Raw genomic sequence first — 20,570 nt, forward strand, 5'->3', positions numbered from 1 at the left:
GCAGGGCGCAGCCCTGCCTCCAACCCTCATGCAAACAACGGCGCCTGCCGCTGCTCCAGCCGCAGCAATGCCGCCTTGGTTTCAAGCCCGCCACCGAAGCCCGTCAACGTACCGTTGCTGCCGATCACGCGATGGCAGGGCAGCACGATCGGCAGCGGATTGCGGCCATTGGCTGCGCCGACCGCGCGGGTCGCGGTGGGCTGGCCCAACTGCTGCGCCAGCTGCAGGTAGCTCCAGGTCTGGCCGAAGGGAATCAAGGCCAGCGCATGCCAGACGCGCAGCTGGAACGGCGTGCCATGCGGTGCCAGCACCAGGTCGAAATCGCTGCGCTCACCATGCAGGTACTGCAGCAGCTGTTCGCGCGCCTCCGGCAACGCGCCGGGCGCGTAATGCCAGTGCTCGCGGCCGCGCGCAGGATGGCGGTTTTCCGGGAACAGAACGTGGGCCAAGCCATTGTCATCTCCGGCGATGGTGAGTTCACCGATCGGTGTGTCGAAGCGATCGAACAACAGGTTCATGAGGGTTCTCCAACGAAAGTGCCGGACAGGTGCCACAGATGCAGCACGGCATAGGCGCGCCATGGGCGCCACGATTGCGAACGCGCTTCGGTGGCGCGTTCGCTGAGGCGCTGGCCCTGTGCGTGGCCCAGCACCTGCTGCAGCACCAGATCACCGGCGGGGAAGGCATCAGGCTGGCCGAGCCCGCGCAGGGCAATGTACTGCGCCGTCCACGGGCCGATCCCGGGCAATGCCACGCACCGGGCGACGAAATCTTCCAGTGCCTGGCCTGGCCCGAAGTCGAGCTGGCCGCTGGCGCAGGCCGCGGCGAGGGCGCGCACGGTAGCGGCGCGGCTGCGTGGCAGACCGATCGATTCCAGTGGGGCTTCGGCAAGCGCGTCCGGCGCCGGAAATTGACGGTCGAATTCAGACGGCATGCCGGGCAGGTGCGCACCGTAGGCATCGACCAGCCGGCGCGCGAACGTGGTTGCCGCCGCCACGCTTACCTGCTGGCCCAGCACCGCGCGTACGCCCACCTCGAAGCCATCCCAGCCGCCCGGTACGCGCAGGCCGGGGCGCTCGTCGATGCCTCGTGCCAGCAGGGGTTCATTGCCCAGTGCTGCGTGCACCTGCTGCAGGTCGGCGTCCAGGTCGAACACGCGACGCACGCGGCGCACGATGTCCGGAATCAGGCGCGGGTCGACCGCGCCCAGCTGCAGGCGCAGCTCGGGCCGCTTCGGATCGGCGGTGACCCGCAGCAGAGTGGGGCGCTCGGCTGTGCCCAGTACGCGCTGATAACTGTCTTCACCGATCAGCTCGATGCCGGGCAGGCTGCGCTTGCGCAGGAACGACAGCATCCGCGGGAAATCCAGCGGCGGTCGATAGCCCAGGCGCAATACCAGCCCGCCATCGTCGGCGGCCAGTGGATGGTGCTGGCGGCGCAGCACGGTAGGCGCCATGCCGCAGCCCTGCAGGAAGGCCGTATTGAAGCGGCGCAGGCTGTTGTAACCGGCGGCCAGCGCCACGTCGGTCACCGGCAGCGTGGTTTCGGTCAGCAGCTGCTTGGCCAGCAGCAGGCGATGGGTCGCGTGGATCTGCCCTGGCGTTGCGCCCAGCCGTTCGACGAACAGGCGTTGCAGCTGGCGTGCGCTGAGGCCGATCTTTCCTGCCAGGTCGGCCACCGGCTGGTCCTGCAGGAAGCCTGCATGGATCAGGGCCAGGGCACGCTGCACGGCCTGCCCGGCCAGTGCCTGTTGTGCCAGCGGGGCCAGTTCGGGGCGGCAGCGCAGGCAGGGACGATAGCCGGCCGAAGCGGCGGCAGCAGCCGTGGGGTAATAGGTGATGTTGCGCGGCTTCGGCGGCGGCGCCGGGCACACCGGGCGGCAGTAGATGCCGGTGCTGCGCACGGCGGTGAAGAACACGCCGTCGAAGCGCGCATCACGGGCCAGGCGGGCGCGGTCGCAGGCGGCTGTGTCGAGGGCGAGTGCGGTATCCATGGCGCCAGTCTAGGCGTGTCCGGGGGACAGTACTCGCCATATTCGGACATGGATGCTGGGGGAGGTCGGCCGGGCTGCGCCCGGCACCCGCAGGGGGCAACGGCGACGTCAACAGCAACAGCAACGTCAAAAACCTGCATTCCGTGGGATGGCGGGGTGGGTCCGGTTGCGGGGGACGCCGTAAACCCGTCCATGGGGGCTTGGCCGCGGCATCCATGCCGCGGACACCCCCGCAACCGGACCCACCCCGCCTTCGACAGTTGGCCGCGATCTGTTGGAACGGCGTTCTGTGCTGCTGGTAGGTGTCGACCTTGGTCGATGCGTAGATCCACGCCATGCGTGGATGGGAAGGTGGAAGACACTGGAACGGGAAATGACAGGGCCTGAGGGTCAGAGCAGGTTCAGTGGCGCGCGCTGAATGCGCGCCATGGGCAGGTAGACTGTGGTTCTTACCTGTCCGAATTCCGGTTGCCCGATGTCCGCCAAACTCCGCTGGTTGCCCTTGTTGTGCCTGGCCCTGGCGGGCTGCAGTCAGTTGGAGAATCCCGGCAACGTCACTGCCGCCGACAAGGCCACGCGTGCCCCGGCCAGCGATGGCGAGAACATGGTGTCGATCAATGCCGCCGATGCGCCGCCGCCGCCGGCACAGGCACGCAGCAGTGCCGACCGGCCCTGGCCGCAGACCCCGCTGGACAATGGCAAGGCGTGGATCAGCTGCAGCACCGACTACGCCGGCGAAGGCGGCGATGGCCTCGAACTGGAAGGGCTGCAGCGCGAACAGCTGAAGCAGGCGCTGGCCCCGTGCGTCGAGCGTGGCCTGCTGCGGGTGCGCTACAACGGCAAGATCAATCCTGGGTTTGCCGAGATGATGTGGCGGCTGGCCGTGGTTGCCGACGAACTGCAGATCCACAAGCGCATCCTCGATCTGGATTCCAGTGGCGGCCAGGTGGAATCGGCGATCGTTGCCGGTGACAGCATCGGTGAATCCGGCTGGACCATCTGGGTGCGCGAGGGCTCGATCTGCCACAGTGCCTGCGTGTTCGTGCTGGCTGCCGGTGACAACCGCCTGTTGACCGGCAAGGTCGGCATCCACCGCATGATGCGCATCAGTTCCAAGGCCACCTCGCGCGCGGAACTCAACCGCGAGCTGCACGAGGTCTATGACAACGTGAAGGACTATCTGCAGCGCAATGGCGTGGCGGTGGGCGTGGCCGACCTGATGATGACCGTGCCCAACCGCAGCCTGCGCCTGCTGACGGCCGAAGAGCTTCGCCAGTACGGTCTGGACGGCACCAACGCGGTGCAGGACGACCTTGAGCGGATCAAGCAGATGCGTGCCTGCGGCGATGACTTCGTGCAACGCAAGGATGCCTTCCTGGTAGCCTTCGACCAGCAGTGCAAGCGCGACGGCGCCGACATGGAATCGATCAACAGCTGCGGCCAGTCGCTGAAACAGCGCTTCGGCTTCCCCGATCCGGTGTGCCCGGAGGAAAGCCCGCTGTCGGAGATCGACGTGGCCACGCTGCCGCCGGCACCGCCGGAGCAGCCGCCGGTGGCCGAGCAGCTGCCGGCGACATCGGCTGCACCGGCGGCGCAGGCCGACGCAGGCGCGGTGGAAGGCAGCGTCCAGGCGCGCTGACGGGCCACTCACCGCGCTGGCGTAGACTGCGGTTCTTTCCATCGAACCGGCGGTGTCCATGAAGCGCGTGCTCCTGCTGCTGTCCCTGTTGCCCCTGGCTGCACTGGCGCAAACGCCTGCACCGGCCACGCCCGCGCCGGCCCCGGCGCGCCCCGCGGCGAGCGCCCCGGCCGCCGCGAAACCGGCGACGGCTGCCACGCCGGTGCTGAGTGCTGCCCAGCAGGCACAGGTGCAGAAGCAGGACGCGGAAATGGGCAGCGCCGCATTGAAGGCCGCGCAACTGGTCGACGCCAATCGGGCCGGTGAGTTGTGGGACGGCGCCTCGGCCGTTGCCCGCCGCGCGGTGCCCAAGGCGGCCTTCGTCAGCCAGCTTGCGGCAGACCGCACGCGTCTGGGTGCGATGGCCGGCCGTGGCCAGCCGACCATCACCCGGGTCAAGTACGCTGCGGGCGCTGCCGTGCCTGAAGGCCTGTACATCAACGTCAGCTTCCCGACCCGTTTCGCCAACAGCGCGCAGCCGGTCCGCGAGCTGGTGTCGTTCCGCTTCGACGAAGACCAGACCTGGCGCCTGGCCGGTTACAGCCTGCGCGCATCCAGCCCCTGACGGAGAACGACGATGGCCACCGAACTGACGATGCTGGCGTGGGCGATGCTGCTGGGTTTCGTCTACATCTTCGCCGCCTCTACCGTGGTCACCCGCGAGCGCGGGATGAAATGGAACGCCTCGGCACGCGACGACTCGTCCAAGCCGCTGAGTCCGCTGGCAGGGCGACTGCAACGGGCGCAATCCAACTTCTTCGAGACCTTCCCGTTCTTCGCCGCCGCTGCGATCGCGGTGGTGGTGGCCGGGCGTGGCAGCGATGCCACCGCCTTGGCCGCGCAGGTCTACTTCTGGGCGCGTGTGGTGTACCTGCCGTTGTATGCGGCCGGCATTCCCTATGTGCGCAGCCTGGTCTGGCTGGTGTCGATCCTGGCGATCCTGGCGCTGGTGTTCGCGCTGCTGTGAAGTACAGCTGATCCAGATCAAGGCCGGTCAGGCACGCGGCGCTATGCTGGCCGCGACTGGATCAACGGCAGGAGGCGCGCATGCGCAGGATGGACGTGGTGGTGGTCGGTGCCGGACCGGCCGGGCTGTGCTTTGCGCGCGCGCTGGCCGGCACTGGCCTGCAGGTGGGGCTGGTCGAGGCGCAGCCGCGCCAGGCCTTGGCCGAGGCCGCCTTCGATGGCCGTGAAATCGCCCTGACCCATGCGTCGCGGCAGAGCCTGGAACAACTGGGCCTGTGGCAACGCCTGCCCGAAGCCGAGATTGCCGAGCTGCGCGATGCGCGGGTGATGAACGGCGGGTCGCCATTCGCGCTGACCTTTGCCAGCAGCCAGATCGATGGCCAGCCGCTGGGCTGGCTGGTGCCCAATCATCTGATCCGCCGCGCGGCGTGGCAGGCGGTGCAGGGCCAGGACGGGCTGGAGCTGTTCGATGGTCGCAAGGTGCAGGCGGTGCGCGCCGGCAGCCAGGGCCACGTGGTGCGCCTGGATGATGGCAGCGAACTGCACGCGCGCCTGCTGGTGTGCGCCGACAGCCGCTTCTCCGGCACCCGCCGCATGCTCGGCATCGGTGCGCAGATGCGTGACTTCGGCAAGTCGATGCTGGTGTGCAGGATGCAGGTCGAGCGCGATCATCACCACACGGCGTGGGAGTGGTTCGGCTATGGCCGCACCATGGCACTGCTGCCGCTCAACGAAGGCCAGGCATCGGCGGTGATCACCCTGCCGCCGCGGCAGATCGAAGAACTGCTGGCGATGGATGAGATCGCGTTCGGGGACGCCATCAGCGGTTTCTTCGAACACCGTCTGGGACGGATGCAGCCGGTGGCGACGCCGCAGGCTTATCCCCTGGTCGGGGTATATGCGCAGCGCTTCGTCGGCGAGCGTTCGGCATTGATCGGTGATGCCGCGGTGGGCATGCACCCGGTCACCGCACATGGTTTCAACCTGGGCCTGGCCAGCGCACAGCGGCTGGCGCAGGGCATCGCCGGGCAGCAGCGGCGCGGCGCGGACATCGCCGCCGCCGGCATGCTGGGCAGCTACCAGCGCGGACATCGGCTGTCAGCGCGGCCGCTGTATGAGGCGACCAATGCGGTCGCCAGCCTGTATACCGATGACCGCCGGCCGGCGCGCCTGTTGCGTGCGGCCGGGTTGCGGGTGGCGCAGGGGGTGGCGCCGTTCCGGCAGCTGATTGCCGCGCACCTGACCCAGCGCGTGGCCTGACGGCCGCGCGGTGATTCAAACGGCGGCCAGCACCCGGATCTGGCTGTCGTTGAACTCGACCACCTGGCCTGCGCGGATCTTGCAGGCCTTGCGCAGCTCGACCTCGCCATCGACCAGCACCAGGCCTTCGCTGATGACCATCTTGGCTTCGCCACCGCTGGTGACCAGGTCGGCCAGCTTGAGCAACTGCTTGAGTTCGACGTAGTCGCCGTCGAGGTCGAATTCGAGGATCTGCATGGAACGGGGTTTCCTGGGGCAGGCGCTGCAGGACAGAGCCCGCAGCGGTAAAATGGGCGCCTATTGTGCGCCACGGCGGGCCGTAACGGCATGCCGATGGCTTCCTGTACACCATGTTCAGGAACAGTGCGGTATCATTCCGCTCTGAGCGAGTGAAACCTCAGCTTCAACCGAGCAGCGCCAGGGCACGCGATAAGAAGGGCGCCCAAAGCGCGGAATCCCCCTTTTTTTCGCCTGCCATGCTCGTGGCAGTGCCTTCGGAGTTCCCCATGTCCCAAGAAACCCAAGCGCAGCTGCAGTTCGCGCAGCTCGGCCTGTCCGATTCTGTCATGCAGGCTGTCACTGCCATCGGCTACGAAACGCCGTCGCCGATCCAGGCCGCCACCATCCCGGCGATGCTGGAAGGCCGCGACGTGCTGGGCCAGGCCCAGACCGGTACCGGCAAGACCGCAGCCTTCGCGCTGCCGGTGCTGTCCAACATCGACCTGCAGCAGATCAAGCCGCAGGCCCTGGTGCTGGCCCCGACCCGCGAGCTGGCCATCCAGGTTGCCGAGGCGTTCCAGTCCTATTCCTCGAAGATCCCCGGCTTCCGCGTGCTGCCGGTGTACGGCGGCCAGCCTTACGGCCAGCAGCTGACGGCCCTGCGCCGCGGCGTGCACATTGTGGTCGGTACCCCCGGTCGCGTCATCGACCATCTGAACCGCAGCACGCTGGACCTGTCCGAGCTGAAGACGCTGGTGCTGGACGAAGCCGATGAAATGCTGCGCATGGGCTTCATCGACGACGTCGAAGCGGTGCTGAAGAAGCTGCCGGAGAAGCGCCAGGTGGCGCTGTTCTCGGCCACCATGCCGCCGGCCATCCGTCGTATCGCGCAGACCTACCTGAAGGACCCGGTCGAGGTCACCATCGCGACCAAGACCACCACTTCGGCCAACATCCGCCAGCGCTACTGGTGGGTGAGCGGCATGCACAAGCTGGACGCGCTGACCCGCATCCTGGAAGTCGAGCCGTTCGACGCGATGATCGTCTTCGCGCGCACCAAGGCCGGCACCGAGGAACTGGCCAGCAAGCTGCAGGCCCGTGGCCTGGCCGCTGCCGCCATCAACGGTGACATGCAGCAGGCCCAGCGTGAGCGCACCATCGCCATGCTGAAGGAAGGCAAGCTGGACATCCTGGTCGCCACCGACGTGGCCGCCCGTGGCCTGGACGTGGAACGCATCAGCCACGTGCTGAACTACGACATCCCGTACGACACCGAAAGCTACGTGCACCGTATCGGCCGTACCGGCCGTGCCGGCCGCAGCGGTGAAGCGATCCTGTTCGCTACCCCGCGCGAGAAGGGCATGCTGCGCCAGATCGAGCGTGCGACCCGTCAGCCGATCGAAGAAATGCAGCTGCCGAGCGTGGAAGCGGTCAACGACAACCGCATCAACAAGTTCACCTCGCGCATCACCGAAACGCTGGGCCAGGGCGGCCTGGACTTCTACCGCCAGCTGCTGGAGCGTTTCGAATCCGAGCAGAACGTGCCGGCCATCGAAGTGGCCGCCGCACTGGCGAAGATGATGCAGGGCGATACCCCGTTCCTGCTGCAGCCGCCGGTGCGTGCCCCGCGCGAAGAACGTGCCCCGCGTGAGCGTTTCGAGCGCACTGAGCGCCCGGAACGTGGCGACCGCAACGAGCGCGGCCCGCGCTTTGAGCGTGGTCCGCGTCGTGACGATGCCGAGGGTGGCTTCGAGCAGCGTCCGCGCCGTGACGTGCCGCCGCGCGGCGCACCGGAGCAGGGCATGGAGACCTACCGCATTTCGGTCGGCCACCAGCATGGCGTGAAGCCGGCCAACATCGTCGGCGCCATCGCCAATGAAGCCGGCCTGGAAAGCCGCTTCATCGGTCGTATCGACATCCACGACGATTTCTCGCTGCTGGATCTGCCGGCACAGATGCCGTCGGACGTGCTGACCCACCTGCAGAAGGTGTGGGTGTCCGGCCAGCAGCTGCAGATGCGTCCGTTGGCCGCTGGTGAAGAGGTCAATCCGGCGCCGCGTCCGTTCAAGCCGCGCTTCGACAAGCGTGGTCCGGGCGGTCCGGGTGGCCCGGGTGCTCCGCGTCGCAGTGGTCCGGGTGGCCCTGGCGGCGACCGCGACAGCCGTCCGCCGCGTCGTGATGGCTTCAACAAGCCGCGCGGCCCGCGCAGCTTCTAAGCCGCGCAGAAGTAGATGAACAACGCCAGCCTTCGGGCTGGCGTTGTCGTTTGCAGGACGTCCAGGTCGGCCCGGCCACCGCTGCCGATCACCGGCCGGGCCCGGTTTCGCATGGCCCACACATCCTCGGTCCTAGGCTGGCCCGGTTCCGTAGGAGATTGTCACCGCAGCACATTCGGGGGATCCAGGATGGGTAGAAGTGGCATGGACCAACAGCGCCGACGGGTACCGATGACCCGCGGGCTGGGACTGCGATTTGCGCTGTTGACGGGCATGGCGATCGGACTGGTCGCGCTGTCGGCCGTGATCCAGGAGCTGCAGGCGGCATCGACCGCGTGGATCGCAGGGCAGGGCTACTGGTCGCGGGGGCAGCAGGACGCCACCGCAGCGCTCAGCCGTTACCTGGCGCGTGGGCACCTGCTGGATCTGCAGGATGCCCAACGGGCATTGCAGGTTCCGCTGGGTGACCTGCAGGCTCGCAAGGCGCTGGAGCAATCCGAACCGGACGAGGCGACAGCCCGGGCCGGTTTTTTGCGTGGGGGCAACACCCGCGCCGACATTCCACGGCTGATCTTCTCGTTCCGCCATGCGCGCAATGTTGGTGCCTTCCGCGAGGCGACGTGGTTGTGGCGGCAGACCGACGCGGACCTGCTGGCCCTGCAGGCGTTGTCGGAGGAACTGCAACGCCGCCATGGCTCGGGACCGCTGGACGCGTCGACCGTGGATGACTACCTGCACCGGCTGCGTGGCATCGACCACCAGCTGCGCGCGCAGGCGCAGGCGTTCTCGCAGGCGCTGCTGCGCATGGCCCGCGCGGTGCGCATCGCAACCCTGGCCGTCGGCGGCCTGTCGGTCCTGTTGATCAGCCTGATGGCGGTGGCCCTGGCCCGCCGGGTCGGCAAGGACCTGACCGAGCACGAGAGCCGCTTCCGGGCGGCTTTCTATCAGGCCAACGTCGGCATGCTCAAGCTGGACGCCGCCGGCCGGGTGGTGGAGGCCAACCAGGCGATGGCCGACATCCTCGACCATCGCCGGGACCTGCTGCTGCAGATGTCGTTGACCGACCTGCTGATGGAAGGCGAGCTGGTCATCGATGGGGTGGGCCGTATCGACTGGGACCGCCAGCTGCGCCCGGGCGAACTGCGCTTCCGGCGTCGCGATGGCAGCCTGGTGTGGGGGCGTTGGAGTGGTACCGGCGTGCGCACCGCCGATGGCCGCCTGTCGGTGTTCGCCATCGTCGAGGATGTCAGCCAGAACCATGCCCTGGCGCGTGAGATCGAGCACCATGCCAGCCACGATCCCCTGACGGGCCTGATCAATCGCCGCGAGATCGAGCGCCTGCTGGAGAAGTCGCTGCTGCAGGTCCGCTCCGACGGTGGAACCCACGCACTGGGTTACATCAACCTGGACCACTTCAAGCTGGTCAACGACAGCTTCGGCCACGCGGCCGGCGACCAGATGCTGCGCAGCTTCGCCGAGTACCTGGTCGGCGCGGTGCGTGATGGCGACTGGGTGGGCCGCCTGGGCGCGGATGAGTTCGCGGTGTTCCTCGCCCGCGCCAACCAGGATGAAGCCAAGCGCGTACTGCAGCGGTTGATCCGCAATCTGGGCCAGGCCACATTCCCGATCAGCGAAGGCAGTCCGCAGCTGAGCTGCAGCGTGGGCGTGGTCGAAGTGACGGCCGAGGCACCGGACGCGAACTGGTTGATGAGCGCCGCCGACAGTGCCTGCTATGCAGCCAAGCAGGCCGGCCGCAACCGCGTGCATTGCTTCAATGAAAACCGGCTGGCCCTGGAAGAACGGCGGCTGGAGGCCGAGCGGCTGCAGCGGGTCAGCCGTGCCATGGCAGAGAACCGGATGCTGCTGTATGCGCAGCGCATCGCCAAGGTGGGCGATCCGTCCTACCTGCACTACGAAGTGCTGGTGCGCATGCGCGACAGCGATGGCGTGCTGCACCTGCCGGGCCAGTTCATGCCGGCGGTGGAGCGTTATGGCATGGCGGTGGTGCTGGACCGGCACGTGCTCGGCCTGCTGTTCCGCCACCTGCAGGTGTGCCCGGCGCACGTACGTCAACTCGGCCTGTGCAACGTCAACGTGTCGGCCCAGTCGATCGCCGAGCCGGGATTCCTGGCGTTCGTCTGCGACCTGCTGGAGCGCAACCGCGCGCTGGCGTCCAAGCTCTGCTTCGAGATCACCGAAACCGCGGCAATCGGCAACCTGAGCCAGGCACGTGCCTTCATCGACGCGGTGAAGGCGCGCGGATGCCGGGTGGCGCTGGATGATTTCGGCTCGGGCCTGTCCTCGTTCGGCTATCTGCGGCAGCTGCCGGCGGACATGCTGAAGATCGATGGTGCCTTCGTGCGTGACATGGATACCGATCCGGTCAGCCGTGCCAGCGTGCGTGCGATCAGCGAGCTGGGCCGCGAACTGCAGATGGAGGTGGTGGCCGAGTGGGTGGAGACCATTGAAGTGGCCGAGGCGCTGGCCGGGATGGGGGTGCAGGGCCTGCAGGGCTATGCCATTGAACGGCCGCAGCCACTGGAGCGGCTGACCCTGGCTGACCTGCGGCCGATGCGGTTGGCCGGCACGCAGGGGCCATCGGCTGCCGGCTGAAGATGCTGCGGCCGGGCTGCGCCCGGAACCCGCGGTAGTGCCGGCCGCTGGCCGGCAACCTCAACAGCAACAGCAACAGCGGGGTTCCGTGGGATGGCGGGGTGGGTCCGGTTGCGGGGGACGCCGTAAATACGTCCCTGTAGGCTTGGCCGCGGCATCCATGCCGCGGACACCCCCGCAACCGGACCCACCCCGCCTTCGACAGATCTCCGCATCTGTCGGAATGGCATGGCCTGCTCCTGGTGGGTGTCGACCTTGGTCGACACGTAGATCCACGCCATGCGTGGATGCTCTTCGTCCAATTATCGAAATATTCGATTTCGATGGAGTTTCATCCACGCATGACGGGGATCCAGCAGACGCCAGGACGCTGTCAGGGGTGGGGCGGTATGGGCAGGCAGGACCGTTGGCGCCATGGATGGCGCCATCGAGCCCCCATGGATGGGTTTACGGCGTGTCCTGCCTGCCCATACCGCCCCGCCCACCGCGGTAGCCCGCTTTGGCTGTTGAGGTTGCCGGCCAGCGGCCGGCACTACGGCGGGTGCCGGGCGGCAGCCCGGCCAACACCCCCACCACTTTGGTCTACACATCGGTGGTGCCTTCGACTGCGATAATGCCGCCAGGGGCGACGCGCAGTGGGCGCGGACGTAAGCAGTAACAGGACGTGGCGTGGGCGGCAGGCAGGTGCGTTTCGAAACAGGGGCGGTGCTTGTCCTGCTGCTGGTGTGGTTGGCGTTGCCGTGGCTGGGCCATGCGCGCAGCGTCGACGCCGGCCGCGATTATCTTCTGGTCGGCACCGCGACGGCCGAACCTACGCCCCATCGCGCCTGCACGCCGGCGATGCTGGCCGGGCCGCGCCAGCAGACACAGGTGAATGCACCGCCAGAAGGCTGGTCCGGCGAGCCGCAGGCGCTGGATGTCTTCAATGTCTTTGCCGGCGAAGTGCGGCTGCAGCACGGTGACCGCGAGATCTGCGGCAACATGCAGGACGCGCGCACCCGCGATTCGCGCTTCCGGGCGGGCATTGGCATGGTGGCGGTACCCGCTGCCGGCAGCCACGAACCCTTCCTGGTCTCCTGGCAGACGCCGCTGAAGGCACGCTGGGTGCCGACACTGCAACTGGGCGCGCCCAGCCCGGTACAGCAGAACGACACGGCCCGGCTGCTGGTGCGCGCCGCCTGCATCGCCGTGGCAATCGCGCTGGCGCTGTCGGCGCTGATGGCCTATCTGACCACCCGCGACCGTAGTTTCCTGATGTACATCGGTGCCACCCTGGTGCTGGTGCTGTGGCAGTCGATCCTCGGTGGTCTCAGCGGCTATCCCGAACCCTGGCTGCGCGTCGGCGGGCGCGGTGACTGGTGGCTGCTGGCGCTGACGGCAGCGACCCAGGCACTGGTGTTGCCGGCGATGTGGCGCCTGAACGGCGGTGACCGCGTACTGCCACGTTCGCGCGTGGCCCAGCAGCTGGTGTTGTGGTCCTTGCTGATGCTGGCGGCGGTGGTGCCGTGGTTGCAGCGCGATGGACTGGGCGTGGTCGCGCAGATCCTGCAGGGGACCTTCGTCGTCGGCTGCGCACTGTCGCTGGCGATGGGCATCTGGGCCCGGCTGCGCGGCGATGTCTGGTCGCTGGCAGGACTGGCTGCACTGGCGCCGATGCTGGTGCTGATCGTGGCCGACGCCGCCAGCGCGCACTGGCTGATGGAGTACCGGGTGGAGGCCCTGCAGCTGGCGGTCACCTGGCTGCTGATGATGGCGGCCTACGCGCTCAACCTGCGCCTGGGCCGGCTGCGCCAGCAGCGTGATGAAATGCGCCAGCTCGCCGAGACCGACATGCTGACCGGCCTGCCCAACCGCCGCGCCGGCCTGCACCAGCTGGCCCAGCATCTGCAGGGCGGCGAGCGTGACAGAGGGCCGCTGGTGATCGGCTTCCTCGATATCGATCTGTTCAAGGACATCAATGATCGCCACGGCCATGAGGTCGGCGACCAGGTGCTGGTGGCCGTGGCGCGCGCGCTTCGCGCTGCGGTCCGCAGCGAGGACCAGGTGGTGCGGATGGGGGGCGAGGAGTTCCTGCTGCTGTTGCCGGGCATGCCGCGGGAGATCGCGGCCGCCCGCCTGGAACGCCTGCGCCAGCGCATCACCGAGACCTGCCGGGACCTGCAGGTGCCCGGCCTGGAGGTGACCGCGAGCATCGGCCTGGCACAGTGGCGGCCGGCCGAAGATGACCTGGCCGCGCTGCTGCGGCGCGCCGACCACGCCATGTACGTGGCCAAGCGCAGTGGCCGCAACCGGGTGTTCGATGGCGAGACCGAAGATCCATTGACCACGGCATGAGGCGGGAAGGGCGGCGATGCCGGATAATGGGGCGATGACCAGCCGACTCAACAAATACATCGCCGACACCGGCTTCTGCTCCCGTCGCGAGGCCGATCGCCTGATCGCCGCCCGCCGGGTCACCGTCAATGGCCATGCCGCCGGCACCGGCGCGGTGGTCGGCGAGGATGACAAGGTGCTGGTCGACGGCCAGCCGTTGCGCGTTCGCACTGCCCGCAAGCCGGGCGCCCGCCGCCACGTGTACATCGTGCTGAACAAGCCGGTGGGCGTGACCTGCACCACCGAAAGCACGGTGAAGGGCAACATCGTCGACTTCGTCGGCCATGAACAGCGCATCTTCCCGATCGGCCGCCTGGACAAGGAATCGGAAGGCCTGATCCTGATGACCAGCAACGGCGACATCGTCAACCAGATCCTGCGCGCTGAAAACGGCCACCAGAAGGAATACCTGGTGGCGGTGAACAAGCCGGTCACCGACGAATTCCTGCGCGCGATGGCCCGCGGCGTGCGCATTCATGACCAGATGACGCTGCCGTGCAAGACCTCGCGGATCGCCAAGTTCGGTTTCCGCATCACCCTGCAGCAGGGCCTGAACCGGCAGATCCGGTTGATGTCGGCCGAGTTCGGCTATCGCGTGACGCAGCTGCGCCGCGTGCGCATCGACAACATCAAGATCGGTGCGCTGAAGCCCGGCCAGTGGCGCAACCTGACCGAGCAGGAGCTGCACGGCCTGTTGCCGCAGCAGCAGGACTGGTAAACGACGTGTGTAGAGCCGAGCCTATGCTCGGCTGCCGTTGCCCGGGTGCAGTCGAGCATGGGTGCGGCTCTACATCAGCTAGAATTTGCGGCGACCTGCCGGAACGTGACGCTGCATGATCAAGCCCGACAAGCCCGCCAACGAAGCGCTGCGCCTGGAGGCGCTGTACCGCTACCGGATCCTCGATTCCGAACGGGAACGCTCGTTCGATGATCTGGTCGCCATTGCCAAGGCGGTATGCGGCACGACGATGGCGGCCGTGACCCTGATCGACGTCGAGCGGCAGTGGTTCAAGTCGATACAGGGCATCGATGCGGCCGAGACCCTGCGCAGTGATTCGATGTGTGGCCATGCCATCCTGCAGCCGCAGGAGATCATGGTGGTCGAGGACGCGCTGCAGGATGTGCGCTTCCACGACAACCCTGTAGTAACTGGCGACCCGCACGTGCGTTTCTATGCCGGTGCACCGCTGATCAGCAGTGACGGCCTGCCGTTGGGCACGCTGTGCGTGTTCGACGCGCGCCCGCAGCACCTGGCAAGCGACAAGGCCGAAGCGCTGGCCGCGCTGTCGCGGCAGGTGATGCTGGTGATGGAGCTGCGCCGCTTCGCGCTGGACATCCAGAAGCACATGCTCGAGCGCGACGACTACGAGCGGCTGCTGTCGGACTACCACGACCTGCTGCTGGCACAGAATGCCGACCTGGCCGAACAGAGCCGGACCGATGCGCTGACCGGCCTGCCCAACCGCCGCGCACTGGCAGCAGCGCTGGGAGAAGCCGTGGTCGCCGCCGATGGCCAGGCGCGGCAGGCCTGCGTGGCGCTGGTGGATATCGACCATTTCAAGCACATCAATGACTTCCAGGGCCATGCGACCGGCGACCGGGTGCTGGCCGAACTGGGGGCGCTGCTGCGCTCGCACTTCGCCGGGCGCGGCATGGCCGCACGCTACGGCGGTGAGGAGTTCGTCGCACTGATGCCGGACGTGGACCTGCGCACCGCCGAGCTGCAATGCGAGTTCCTGCGCGTGGCGGTGTCCAACCTGCCGCTGGGCTTCCCGGTGACGATCAGCATCGGCGTGGCGCAGCACCGGCCTGATGAAACCTCCGAGCAGACCCTGGCCCGTGCCGATGCCGCGCTGTACCGGGCCAAGGGCGCCGGCCGCAACCGGGTGGAAGTGGCGCCCTGACCGCTGGGGAGGCTGCGGTGGCTTCACGCGATGCATGGATGCACCAGTAGATCCACGCCACGCGTGGATGGCCGGACGTTTCCATGCAGTCGCAACCACTGCGATCCCCGTACGGCACGCTCAACGTCTCACTGCAAGGACGTCGACCATGCTGCAGACCCTGGCCATCGCCAATTACCGATCACTGCACGGGCTGGTGCTGCCGATGCAGCGGCTCAACGTCGTCACCGGCGACAACGGCAGTGGCAAATCCAGCCTGTACCGCGCGCTGCGCCTGCTGGCGGAAACCGCGCAGGGCGGCGTTGCAGCGGTGCTGGCGCGGGAGGGCGGATTGGGTTCGGCGCTGTGGGCCGGTCCGGAAAAGATTGATCGCCGCGTGCTGGCCGGTGAGATTCCGCTGCAGGGCGGACCGCGGCAGGAATCGGTGGGGCTCAAGCTGGGCTTCGCCACCGATGAATTCGGCTACGCCATCGACCTCGGTTATCCGCCGCCGAGTCGATCGGCCTTCGCGCTGGATCCGCAGATCAAGGCCGAATCAATCTGGGCGGGACCGTTCCTGCGCAGCGCCAACCTGCTGGTCGACCGCCGCGGTGCGCTGGTGCGGCAGCGGCACGCGCGCGGCTGGGACCTGGTGGACGACCGACTGTCCCTGTTCGACAGCCTGTTCACCCAGGTGGGCGATCCGCAGCGCATGCCGGAAGCCATCACCTTGCGCGAGTACATCCGCCGTTGGCGCTTCTACGACCACTTCCGCAGCGATGCCGATGCACCGGCGCGACAACCGGCGATGGCGACCCGTACCCCGGTGCTGCACCATGACGGCCGCGACCTCGCCGCCGCCTGGGTGACGATTCTGGAAATCGGCGATCCGCAGGCGCTGGCGCGCAGTGTCGAGGATGCATTCCCGGGGGCGACGATCAGCTTCGAGGAACTGGATGGCCGGCTCGCGCTGCGCTTCCACCAGCCCGGTCTGCTGCGGCCATTGTCGATGGCCGAACTGTCCGACGGCACGCTGCGTTTCCTGTTGCTGGCAGCGGCGCTGCACACGCCTCGGCCGCCGCCGCTGCTGGTGCTCAACGAGCCGGAGACCAGCCTGCATCCGGATCTGCTGCCGGCGCTGGCACGCTTGATCATCGCCGCAAGTGCGCGCAGCCAGGTCTGGGTGGTATCGCATGCCACGCGCTTGATCGCCGCGCTGGAGCAGGCACCGCACTGCCATTCGATGCACCTGTACAAGGAGCATGGGCGGACGCTGCTGGGCGGGCAGGGCCTGCTGGATGCACCGGCCTGGCATTGGCCGCAGCGCTGAGACGGGTACCGGGAAGATCCGCGCAATGCGCGGACACACTCAATCGGCGATGTTGCGCGCTTCGGATGTGCCGAGGATCTCCGGATGCTGCATGCGCTTGCGGCGGTTGAGCAGCGGATGCAGGAACACGGCACCGACGATGATCGCCACGCCCAGGTAGAACCACGGGGTGACTTCGTGTTGCTCGCGCAGCAGCACCACGGCCAGCAACACGGCGTAGACCGGTTCCAGGTTGGTGACCAGCTGCACGGTGTAGGCGCTGAGGTGGCGCAGCGCGACCAGGGCCAGGGCGAACGGTAGCAGCGTGCAGACACCGGCCAGCACCAGCAGCAGGATGCCGTCGTGCAGGTCGGGAACGATCCACAACGGGCTGGCCAGCGCCGGCAGCAGGTACGGCATCAGCGGTGCCAGCAGGGTCAGGGTGATGGTGCCGGCGCCCAGCTCCAGCGCAGTTACCGTCAGCGGATCGGCATGGCTGACCATGCGCTTGTTGAGCGAGCCGAACACCGCCACCAGCAGGGCCGAGAGCGCACCGATCAACACGCCCATGCGCATGCCGTCGGGCACGCCGCCCACCACCAGCGCCACACCGGGCAGCACGGCCAGGCCGAAGGCCAGCTCGCGCATCTGGAACGGGCGTTTGGCCACCCACGGTTCGATGATCGAAGTGAACACCGGTGCAAGCGCGATGCAGGTCGCAGCAACCGAGGCATTGGCCAGCTTCACCGCGCCATAGAACGTCAGCCAATGCAGCGCGACCAGCGCGCCGATGCCGGCATAGCCGGCGACCAGCCGTAGCGGCAACGTGCGCAGCCCGCGCCAGACCCGCGGCAGCAGTGCCAGCATCGCCACCACCAGCAGCATCCGCCACCACACCAGCGGCAGCGCGGGCAGGGTGATCAACTTGCCGAGGATGGCGGTGACGCCCCACAGCAGGACACAGAAGTGGATCTGCCAAAGTGCTTTGCGGGTGTCGGGTGTGGTCATCGCCCTATTGTGAGGCAAGGCCGCGCGCAACGCCCATCTGCAGGCGTTCAGTCGCCCTCGATGAGCCGTTGCAGCGCCATCGCCGCCGCCGGGTTGCGCACCTTTCCGGCGCCGATGCACAGCAGGTAGACCTCGCGCGGCGCGGCAGCGGCCGGTGGGGCCAGGCAGGGCAGGTCCTCCACTATCTCGCCTCGGGCCCAGCACCGCGCGCGACCGGCCCAGCGCTGCTGCATCGGTAGGGGAAGACCTTCGGGCAGCCTGGCTTGGCTGCGTTTGATCCGTGCATAGACGAAGCCGGCGGTGATGTCGCCGTGCAACGGTGACTCGTCGCTGTCTTCGATCACCAGGGCCACGCCATGCCGGCGTGCCGCTTCGACCAGTTCGCTTCCATGGACGCTGGTGTTGCGCACCTCCAGTGCATGTTGCAGCACCGTTCCATCCAACTGCTGTGGCAGTTGTGCCATGAAGGTGTCCAGCGCCACGGCATCGGCCGGGTGCTGCGGGTCGAACTGCCAGAGCAACGGGCCAAGCCGGTCGCCGAGAGCGATGGCTGCCTGCAGGAACGAGCCCGCTGCCTCGACCGTGGACGATAGATCTCGCCGCTGCACCAGATGGCGCGGCGCTTTCATCGAGAAGCGGAAGCCGTCCGGCGTCTGCGCGGCCCATTGCGCACACTGGGTCGCTGTCGGGGTACGGTAGAAGGTGCCGTTGATTTCGATGCAGCGCAACGCGCGGCTGGCGTAGGCCAGCTCTTCGCGCTGGATCAACCCTTGTGGATAGAAGGCGCCGCCACGCCACTGCGGGTACACCCAGCCGCCGATACCGCAGCGGACCGGCGCCGCAGACGCTGATCGTGCCGTCATTGCGTGTGTTCCGCCCGCCACGGATCGTAACTGCCGAACCACCACAGGTAGCCTTCCGGGTCTGCGCAGGCATAGCCACGCCCACCGTAGGCCTGGTCGGCGATGTCGATGACGATGCGCGCACCGGCGGCCTTGGCCCGTGCATAGTGGGCGTCGGCATCGGTGACGATCACGCAGGCGCTCTGGGTCTGACGGCCGCCGACTTCATCGGGCATCACCGCCAGCTTGGCCCATTCGCCGCTGTTGCTGGCAGATCCGAGCATGATCATGCCCTGGTCGAACACCAGCTGTGCGTGGTGCACGGTATCGCCGTCGGCATACACGGCCTGCGCGTGAAAACCGAACGCGCGCTGCAGCCAGTCGATGGCCGCCAGCGCATCGCGGTAGCGCAGGCACGGAATGATGGTGGAGCCGTTGCTGCTCTGGCCGTTCGCACCCATGACACCCCTCCTATGGCACAGGGCAGGCTGCGCCCGGGACCGTTACCATCGCGCGAAACCCCGGTGACGGCCTGCACATGGCCGCTACCCCTGTTCGGAGATGGTGCTGGATGAAAACCTGGATCGGAGGAGCCGTGCTGCTTGCGTGCACGACCATGGCCAATGCGGCGACGCCGCAGCAGCTGCAGGACCTGGATGCGACCGTCGAGCGCGTGCGCGCGCAGTTCGACGTACCCGGTATCGCCGTGGCCGTGGTCAAGGACGGGCAGGTGGTGCTGGAGCGCGGCTGGGGCGTGCGTGAACTGGGCAAGCCGGCGCCGGTCGAGGCCGATACCCTGTTCGCCATCGCCTCCAACACCAAGGCCTTCACTGCCACCTCGCTGAATCTGCTGGCCGAGGACGGCAAGCTGAAGATGGACGACAGGGTGATCGATCACCTGCCGTCATTCCGCATGTCCGATCCGTTCGTGACCGGGCAGATGACGATCCGCGACCTGCTTTCGCACCGCAGTGGCCTGAGCCTGGGCGCGGGCGACCTGCTGTTCTGGCCGACCACCTCCTACAGCAATGCCGAAGTCGTGCAGCGCCTTGGCCAGGTGCCGCTGAAAGGTGGTTTCCGCGAGCGCTATGCCTACGACAACATCCTGTATGCGGTCGCCCAGCAGGTGATCGAGCACGTCTCGGGCATGAGCTACCAGCAGTTCCTGCAGACGCGCATCTTCGACAAGGTCGGCATGGCCGGCACGCGTTACAACGCCGATCACCTCAGGGCCGGCGACAACGCTGCGGTCGGTCACGCCAAGTACGATTTCAAGGATCTGCGTACCGTTGCGCCGTTGACCTGGTCGAACAACGCCGGGGCCGGTGGCATCTATTCCAGTGCCCACGACATGGCACGCTGGATGCAGGTGCAGCTGGCCGAAGGCAAGCTGGCCGATGGCACGCCGCTGTTCACTGCCAAGAGCCAGCAGCAGATGTGGCAGATGATCACGCCGCAGACGATTCCGGCGCCGAGCGTGCCGGAGCTGGCGCCGGCGCGGGCCAACTTTGCCGGCTATGGCGAGGGCTGGAGCCTGAGCGACTATCGCGGCCAGAAGCTGGTCTGGCACACCGGTGGCTGGCCGGGCATGGTTTCGCGGCTGACGCTGGTGCCGGGCGAGAAGCTGGGCGTGGTGGTGCTGACCAACCAGGAAGCGGGTGCGGCATTCAATGCGATCACGCTGAGCGTGCTTGATGCCTACCTGGGCGGTGAAAAGCACGACTGGGTGGATGCCTATGCGAAGGGCGTGGCCAAGGGCCAGGACAAGGCCGACGAAGCGTGGGCCAAGCACCAGGCGGAGCGTGACAAGGGCAGCAGGCCGTCGTTGCCGCTGGCCGGGTATGCGGCCACCTACCGCGACCGCTGGTATGGCGACATGGTCATCCGCGCGGAAGGCAAGGACCTGCGGCTGCGCTTCGCAAAGACGGCACAGCTGAGCGGCCGCCTGGAACACTGGCAGCACGACACTTTCATCGTGCGCTGGGATGATCGCTCGCTCAATGCCGATGCGTTCGTGAATTTCAGCCTGGACCCGGATGGAAACGTGCGCGAGGTGCGCATGCAGCCGATCTCCGACCTGACCGATTTCAGCTTCGATTTCCAGGATCTGCTGTTCACTCCGGTGAAATAACGCCGCCGGGCATGGCCCGGCGCTACCCGGAACCGGGGGCGATCGTCGGCCGGCGTACACACGCGGCGTGGGATACTCC

17 protein-coding genes are annotated in these 20,570 nt (G+C 67.6%); 11 read left to right on the forward strand and 6 right to left on the reverse strand.

Features of this window, described 5'->3' with window-relative positions; translation table 11 throughout:
- Nucleotides 1–26 precede the first annotated feature (26 nt).
- Together HFK18_RS02315 and HFK18_RS02320 are read right to left on the reverse strand one after the other, a co-directional pair.
- Nucleotides 27–518: a methylated-DNA--[protein]-cysteine S-methyltransferase gene (locus HFK18_RS02315; protein ID WP_100551986.1), complete on the reverse strand. Its 492-nt coding sequence runs from the start codon at nt 516–518 to the stop codon at nt 27–29.
- On the reverse strand, nt 515–1,993 hold the full coding sequence (locus HFK18_RS02320) for a DNA-3-methyladenine glycosylase 2 (protein WP_180164113.1): 1,479 nt from the start codon (nt 1,991–1,993) through the stop codon (nt 515–517). Before HFK18_RS02320 ends, HFK18_RS02315 begins: the two co-directional genes overlap by 4 nt.
- A gap of 475 nt (nt 1,994–2,468) precedes the next feature.
- On the opposite strand from HFK18_RS02320, the gene HFK18_RS02325 reads away from it, so the two are divergent.
- The 4 genes from HFK18_RS02325 to ubiM all read left to right on the forward strand — a co-directional run bounded on the left by HFK18_RS02325 (nt 2,469) and on the right by ubiM (nt 5,897).
- The gene (locus HFK18_RS02325) at nt 2,469–3,632 is read left to right on the forward strand and encodes a hypothetical protein (protein ID WP_180164115.1); all 1,164 of its coding nucleotides are present in this window, start codon (nt 2,469–2,471) and stop codon (nt 3,630–3,632) included.
- 58 nt (nt 3,633–3,690) lie between these two features.
- On the forward strand, nt 3,691–4,236 hold the full coding sequence (locus tag HFK18_RS02330; RefSeq protein WP_180164117.1) for a DUF4019 domain-containing protein: 546 nt from the start codon (nt 3,691–3,693) through the stop codon (nt 4,234–4,236).
- 12 nt (nt 4,237–4,248) lie between these two features.
- Nucleotides 4,249–4,638, forward strand: coding sequence for an MAPEG family protein (locus tag HFK18_RS02335; protein WP_180164119.1), 390 nt, complete (start codon nt 4,249–4,251; stop codon nt 4,636–4,638).
- An 80-nt stretch (nt 4,639–4,718) separates the two neighbouring features.
- Nucleotides 4,719–5,897: a 5-demethoxyubiquinol-8 5-hydroxylase UbiM gene (gene ubiM, locus HFK18_RS02340; protein ID WP_180164121.1), complete on the forward strand. Its 1,179-nt coding sequence runs from the start codon at nt 4,719–4,721 to the stop codon at nt 5,895–5,897.
- A 15-nt stretch (nt 5,898–5,912) separates the two neighbouring features.
- Here ubiM and HFK18_RS02345 read toward each other — a convergent pair whose 3' ends face one another.
- A complete protein-coding gene (locus tag HFK18_RS02345; protein ID WP_089239773.1) occupies nt 5,913–6,134 on the reverse strand; it encodes an RNA-binding S4 domain-containing protein in 222 nt (73 codons plus the stop codon).
- 269 nt (nt 6,135–6,403) lie between these two features.
- Here HFK18_RS02345 and HFK18_RS02350 point away from each other — a divergent pair, with 269 nt between their 5' ends.
- The 6 genes from HFK18_RS02350 (at nt 6,404) to HFK18_RS02375 (ending at nt 16,531) form a co-directional block, all read left to right on the forward strand.
- Complete coding sequence (locus HFK18_RS02350; protein WP_025877722.1) at nt 6,404–8,332, forward strand: DEAD/DEAH box helicase; 1,929 nt, start codon at nt 6,404–6,406, stop codon at nt 8,330–8,332.
- A 189-nt stretch (nt 8,333–8,521) separates the two neighbouring features.
- Entirely contained in the window at nt 8,522–10,945 is a 2,424-nt protein-coding gene (locus tag HFK18_RS02355) for an EAL domain-containing protein (RefSeq protein WP_180164123.1), read from the forward strand.
- 669 nt (nt 10,946–11,614) lie between these two features.
- On the forward strand, nt 11,615–13,279 hold the full coding sequence (locus HFK18_RS02360; RefSeq protein WP_180164125.1) for a diguanylate cyclase: 1,665 nt from the start codon (nt 11,615–11,617) through the stop codon (nt 13,277–13,279).
- A gap of 34 nt (nt 13,280–13,313) precedes the next feature.
- Nucleotides 13,314–14,036, forward strand: coding sequence for a pseudouridine synthase (locus HFK18_RS02365; RefSeq protein WP_049466269.1), 723 nt, complete (start codon nt 13,314–13,316; stop codon nt 14,034–14,036).
- A gap of 115 nt (nt 14,037–14,151) precedes the next feature.
- The gene (locus tag HFK18_RS02370; RefSeq protein WP_180164127.1) at nt 14,152–15,222 is read left to right on the forward strand and encodes a sensor domain-containing diguanylate cyclase; all 1,071 of its coding nucleotides are present in this window, start codon (nt 14,152–14,154) and stop codon (nt 15,220–15,222) included.
- A gap of 148 nt (nt 15,223–15,370) precedes the next feature.
- Nucleotides 15,371–16,531: an AAA family ATPase gene (locus HFK18_RS02375; RefSeq protein WP_180164128.1), complete on the forward strand. Its 1,161-nt coding sequence runs from the start codon at nt 15,371–15,373 to the stop codon at nt 16,529–16,531.
- 39 nt (nt 16,532–16,570) lie between these two features.
- Here the strand turns inward: HFK18_RS02375 and HFK18_RS02380 are convergent, their stop codons facing one another.
- Genes HFK18_RS02380 through HFK18_RS02390 form a run of 3 tightly spaced genes read right to left on the reverse strand, consistent with a single transcriptional unit; the run spans nt 16,571 to nt 18,821 of the window.
- Nucleotides 16,571–17,518: a DMT family transporter gene (locus HFK18_RS02380; protein ID WP_180164130.1), complete on the reverse strand. Its 948-nt coding sequence runs from the start codon at nt 17,516–17,518 to the stop codon at nt 16,571–16,573.
- 47 nt (nt 17,519–17,565) lie between these two features.
- Nucleotides 17,566–18,381 carry a DUF72 domain-containing protein gene (locus HFK18_RS02385; RefSeq protein ID WP_180164132.1) on the reverse strand — a complete coding sequence of 272 codons (816 nt, stop codon included), beginning with the start codon at nt 18,379–18,381 and terminating at the stop codon, nt 17,566–17,568.
- Nucleotides 18,378–18,821: a VOC family protein gene (locus HFK18_RS02390; RefSeq protein WP_180164134.1), complete on the reverse strand. Its 444-nt coding sequence runs from the start codon at nt 18,819–18,821 to the stop codon at nt 18,378–18,380. Before HFK18_RS02390 ends, HFK18_RS02385 begins: the two co-directional genes overlap by 4 nt.
- Before the next feature lie 110 nt (nt 18,822–18,931).
- Here HFK18_RS02390 and HFK18_RS02395 point away from each other — a divergent pair, with 110 nt between their 5' ends.
- Nucleotides 18,932–20,491 (forward strand): serine hydrolase, encoded by a 1,560-nt coding sequence (locus HFK18_RS02395; RefSeq protein WP_180164136.1) that lies wholly within the window; start codon nt 18,932–18,934, stop codon nt 20,489–20,491.
- Nucleotides 20,492–20,570 lie beyond the last annotated feature (79 nt).

The sequence above is a fragment of the Stenotrophomonas sp. SbOxS2 genome, assembly GCF_013416715.1.
Lineage (GTDB): Bacteria > Pseudomonadota > Gammaproteobacteria > Xanthomonadales > Xanthomonadaceae > Stenotrophomonas > Stenotrophomonas lactitubi.